At 63.5% G+C, this 4,787-nt stretch carries 6 protein-coding genes; 3 read left to right on the forward strand and 3 right to left on the reverse strand.

Annotation, left to right across the window (positions count from 1 at the left end):
- Nucleotides 1-127: 127 nt before the first annotated feature.
- Nucleotides 128-481 carry a helix-turn-helix domain-containing protein gene (locus tag CV103_RS00775; protein WP_211314316.1) on the forward strand — a complete coding sequence of 118 codons (354 nt, stop codon included), beginning with the start codon at nucleotides 128-130 and terminating at the stop codon, nucleotides 479-481.
- A gap of 110 nt (nucleotides 482-591) precedes the next feature.
- Nucleotides 592-1,002 carry an ester cyclase gene (locus CV103_RS00780; protein WP_107393625.1) on the forward strand — a complete coding sequence of 137 codons (411 nt, stop codon included), beginning with the start codon at nucleotides 592-594 and terminating at the stop codon, nucleotides 1,000-1,002.
- A 6-nt stretch (nucleotides 1,003-1,008) separates the two neighbouring features.
- Here the strand turns inward: CV103_RS00780 and CV103_RS00785 are convergent, their stop codons facing one another.
- From CV103_RS00785 to CV103_RS00795, 3 genes are all read right to left on the reverse strand, one after another.
- On the reverse strand, nucleotides 1,009-1,452 hold the full coding sequence (locus CV103_RS00785; RefSeq protein WP_107393626.1) for a MarR family winged helix-turn-helix transcriptional regulator: 444 nt from the start codon (nucleotides 1,450-1,452) through the stop codon (nucleotides 1,009-1,011).
- Between the two features lie 225 nt (nucleotides 1,453-1,677).
- Nucleotides 1,678-2,724, reverse strand: a complete 1,047-nt coding sequence (locus CV103_RS00790) for an amidohydrolase family protein (protein ID WP_245896588.1) — start codon at nucleotides 2,722-2,724, stop codon at nucleotides 1,678-1,680.
- Nucleotides 2,718-3,446: an SDR family oxidoreductase gene (locus CV103_RS00795; RefSeq protein WP_245896589.1), complete on the reverse strand. Its 729-nt coding sequence runs from the start codon at nucleotides 3,444-3,446 to the stop codon at nucleotides 2,718-2,720. Before CV103_RS00795 ends, CV103_RS00790 begins: the two co-directional genes overlap by 7 nt.
- A gap of 113 nt (nucleotides 3,447-3,559) precedes the next feature.
- Between CV103_RS00795 and CV103_RS00800 the strand changes: the two genes are divergently transcribed.
- Complete coding sequence (locus tag CV103_RS00800) at nucleotides 3,560-4,462, forward strand: LysR family transcriptional regulator (RefSeq protein ID WP_107393629.1); 903 nt, start codon at nucleotides 3,560-3,562, stop codon at nucleotides 4,460-4,462.
- The last annotated feature ends 325 nt before the right edge of the window (nucleotides 4,463-4,787 follow it).

The raw sequence follows: 4,787 nt of genomic DNA on the forward strand, positions 1-4,787 counted from the left end.
AGAATTCACCAACCGGCGCGGCCACCTATCGGCCATCAAAATTGACGCCGACCGGACTCCGTAATCGTCGCGCTACAGCCTTCATTTGTCGGATGCGGCCAATGGCGGCGGTGGGTGGCTGGTAGCTTTGGCTGACAACCAGATCGGCGCGGCGATCGCGGCCATACATGCCGAACCCGCCCGGCCATGGACGTTGCCGGAGCTTGCTCGTCACGTCGGAATGTCCCGGACAACCTTCGCTGTGAGGTTCAAGCGTAAGGTCGGCCTTTCCCCCATCGACTACCTGATCCGTTGGCGCATGCTGCTCGCCGGCGACAGGCTCTCCAACACGCGCCAGTCCATCGCTGCAATCGCCTCGTCGCTCGGCTACGAAACCGAAAGCGCCTTCGGTGCCGCCTTCAAAAGAACCATGGGCTGCTCCCCGAGGCAGTATAGCCGAAGTGACAAGCGTAGCGGCTTGGCCGTGGCGGAGGGAGCATAGCCATCGGATGGAGGCGGTTGTTCGCCTCGGCGAGACCCGCTTCTTCCCTCTGGCCAAGAATACAGTGTGACTGTATATATCGGACATAAGCCACGCGAGATGGAGCAGTCATGGCCGTCGACAACAAGGAAGTGGTTCGGCGTTTCAACGTCGAAGTCATTCAGAAAGGCAACGAGGAAGAATTCCAGGCGCTGATAGCGCCGGGCTTCGTCAATCACGCTGCCCCGCCGGGAGTGCCCAACGGTCCGCAAAGCATGTGGAACACATTCCAGAACATCCTTCGTCCTGCGCTGTCAGACATGAAGGTGACGATCCATGACCAGATCGCTGAGGGCGACAAAGTGACGACCCGCAAGACAATCAGCGGTGTTCATTCTGGCACCCTGATGGGGATTGCCGCGACCGGTAGCAAGGTCTCGATCGACGTCATCGATATCGTGCGCGTTCATGACGGCCGGTATGTGGAACATTGGGGGCTGAACACGCTGTCGCAAGTCCTGGCCGCGCTGAAGGGTTCGTAGCTCAGACTATGCGAGGCGATCGAGGATCCGGATTGCGGCCCGGAGGGCTTGCCTTTCCTGATCCGATAGCCTTTCCTCGATCAAGGCGGCAATTTTCCGCGTCCTCGCCTCCCGTGATCGGGATAATTCCGCCTGCCCTTCAGCAGTAATGGAAATGAGCTGGCTGCGGCCATCGGCAGGGTTCGGCAATTTCTCGACCAGTCCGTTCTCTTCCAGGCTGGCCGCGACGAGGCGCATGCTTTGGTGCCTGACATTGCGGCGCGCTGCCAGTTCAGCAACGCTCAGGGGGCCCCCTCTGTCCAGTATCGACAGGGTCTCGGACTGAGAATTTGTCGGAGTGTCCGACTGTGTTCTGATGCTTCGAACAAATGTTCCCACGGCACGACGAAGGTCTTCGGCAAGCCTCAGCCTGTCGTCGCCTTCACTAATCCAGGTTTGATCACTCGCCATGGGTATTTTGGGCTCTGTTGGAAAGAGCTACCCATACACCGGCAGCGGCGACTGGAGAATGGTTCGCCGATGCCCTTCGGCCAAACGCTTCAGTATGCGACTGAGATGCTACAAAGCCGCCACGGAAAGCCTCAGGGACGCGATCCGCGAGCAGAGCTCTGGCCTCGTGCGCGATCACACGGAATAGCGGGCCCCATGCCTTCACATCGTGCCTCTCGACCGGTGTCACGACGAAGCCAAGACTGGCCTTTCGCTGCCATTCGTGAGCCTTTCCCAGTTGCCGTGGGCGAACGCCGCCTTCTCCATATCGCTTAAGCCGCACCCGGCAAGGAACCGGCGGGCATCGCGTCCCTGCCGATATTGGTAGGGGTAGTCAGTCGAGAACAGCAGTCGATCCGGTCCGACGATGGCCGCCGCTCGCGCAAGATAATCGGGACTGAACATGCCGCTGGCGGTGACGTAGAGATTGCGGCGCAGATAGGTCGCGATCGGATGCTCCAGGCCGGACACCCTGTCCAGCGCCGCCAGACGCTCGGTGTAGAACAGCACGATCTCGCCCCAATGACCCAGGATGACCTGAAGCCCGGGCAGGCGATCGAAGATACCCGAGAGCATGAGCCGGACGAACTGAATGCCGGCATCATAGTGCCAGCCCAGTGCGTACATGGCGAAGGCCGCATCCACCTCCGGCGTGAAGCCGGAATAATAGGCTGATCGCACCGCTATGGTGGGCGTGCGGGGATGGAGCAGGATCGGCGCGCCGAGCGCGGCGGCCGCCTCGAAGATGGGCGCCAGGTCCGGATGATCGAGATTGCGTTCCCCGACGCGCCCGCACAGCATCGTCCCCTTGAAGCCGAGCGTCCGAACGCAGCGTTCGAGCTCCAACGCTGCCGCCTCCGGCTCGCCGACCGGCAAGGCGGCGAGCGTCTGGAAGCGATCCGGCCGGCGCGCGATGGCCTCTGCAACAGCATCGTTGGCGCGACGCGCCAGCTCCAGGCCCTGCCGCCCCAGATCGTGCAGCGCGGGGGTGGTTAGTGACAGCACCTGAACATCGAGGCCGGTCTCGTCCATCAGGGCGAGCCGCTCGTCGGACAGGTCGAGCAGGCGTCGCTCGACCTCGCCCGAATGGACCGCGACGCTCGGGTCGGTTGCGGCCAGTCCGATCGCCTCCCAGGCATCACGGACGTCCGTTGTCAGATAATGCTCCTCAATGCCGATGAGCCTCAGGCACGGTCCCGTATCGCTCACGTCCGAGCCCTGCGAATTCACCATGACACGGTCTTTCCGTGCCGGTCGATGAAGCGCAGGCCCGGGGTGCCTTGCTGGACGAGCAGGGTTTCGACCAGATCGGGGATGGTTTCCTCGACGCTGAAGGTCGCGTCCGGGCCACCCAGGTCGGTACGGATCCAACCGGGCGCCATCAGCACCAGCGGACGGCGATCGGCTGCTGTTCGGGCGGCATAGCTGCGCATATACTGGTTCAGCGCGGCCTTGCTCCCCCGATAGACCTCGTGGCCGCCCTTTTCGTTGTTCGCGATGCTGCCTTGACCGGAGGACATGACGCCGATCAGGCCGCCTGGGCGGACCAGCGGCTCGAGGCCCTCGACCGTCCGCATCACGCCCAGCGCGTTCGTCAGCATGACGCGCATGAACTCATCGGTCGATGTCTCGGCGATGGTTTCCCCCTGATCGCGGTTGGCGGTGCCCGCATTAACGAACAGCATCTCGATGCTCCGACCCGACAGCCGATCGCGGAGCGCCGCGATCTGATCGGGCTTGGTGATATCGAGAGGTTCGATCGTGACCTGGGTCGGATGCGCGTCGGCGAGCTCGTGCAGCCCGGTCGAGCCATCCTCGCGTACCGTGCCGATGACGTGCCACCCCCTCTTTACGAGCTCACTCGCCATCGCCAGCCCGAGGCCGCGCGACGCTCCGACGAGCAGGATGGTTTGCGTTTGCTGGTGCGAACTGTTTGCCATGATGTCGATCCTCAACGTGCCTCTCCATCATGTGGGCGAAGGTATGGAAGGCGCCAGACGCATGGGATGCAAATGACGATTGCACAGGACGCTATGGCTGCTCCGGTCGAACGGCTATGCTGCGGGCCATGGCCACCCTCGATCTCAACCTGCTGACCGCTCTCGACGTGCTTCTCGCCGAACGTAGCGTCACGTCCGCCGCCAGGCGGATGGGTCTCAGCGTATCCGCCATGAGCCGGACGCTGACCCGTCTCCGGTCCGTGACGGGCGATCCGCTTCTCGTGCAGGCCGGACGATCGCTCGTGCCGACGCCCTACGCCGAACGCCTGAGCGAACGGGCCCAGCGCGCCGTGCAGGAAGCACGATCAGTGTTGGCGCCGGCGCCGAAAGACATTGAGCCCGCGTCTCTGGACCGAACGTTCACGATCCGCGCGAACGAGGGGTTCGTGGTGCTCTTCGCTTCCGCCATCGTCGAAGCCGTCGTCGAAATGGCGCCTCTTGTCCGGCTCCGTTTCGCTCCCAAACCCGACAAGGTGGTGGCGCCTTTGCGAGATGGATCGATCGACCTGGAGATCGGGACGACGGGCGCTTCCGCTCCAGAGATGCGCAGCCAGCTTCTCTTCCGAGACCGCTTCGTCGGCGCAGCGCGCGACGACCATCCGCTGCTCGTCGACCCAATCACGCCGGAACGCTATGCAGCCTGCGGGCATGTCGCCGCCTCGCGTCGAGGCGCTTGGGAGGGGCCGGTGGACGAGGCCCTGGACGACCTCGGCTTGCGGCGCCGCGTCATTGCGGTGGTGCCGGGTTTCGTGGATGCGCTTGCCATCGCGCGACGATCCGACCTGGTCGCGCTGGTGCCACGCTCGTGTGTTCGGCACGAAAGGACAGAGGCGCGGGGTGTCGTATGCTTCGATATACCCGTCCCCACGCCTGAGTTGACCATCAGCATGATGTGGCATCCGCGCCTCGACGCCGATCCGGGTCATCGCTGGCTTCGGCAGGTGGTTCTGAAGTGCGTAGGGCCGGTCTAGCGGAAAGGGCGACGATGGGCGCCGGGTCGATCGTTTCTCCACTCCATCAGTTTCGGGCCGGATGCCGACGGCGCTACCGACGAGCAAAGCACGCGAAGGTGGTCCTCCGTTCATGTCCTTCTCCTCGGTCCACAGTGTAGATACGGCCCGCTGCAGAGATCTGACCGCTTCGCACGTCCTCTGTGCTCACTGGCCATGTGCTCACAACGGCTGTGCGTGGAATCCGGCCTATGTGCCCCCTATGGTGTCAACGGCGGAGCAAAAACCGGCCATTGGGCGGCGCAAAACCAGGCCACTGGCGCTGCTGCGAGCGGGGAACGTCGGG

It is taken from the genome of Edaphosphingomonas fennica (assembly GCF_003034225.1).
Taxonomy (GTDB): Bacteria; Pseudomonadota; Alphaproteobacteria; order Sphingomonadales; family Sphingomonadaceae; genus Sphingomonas_E; species Sphingomonas_E fennica.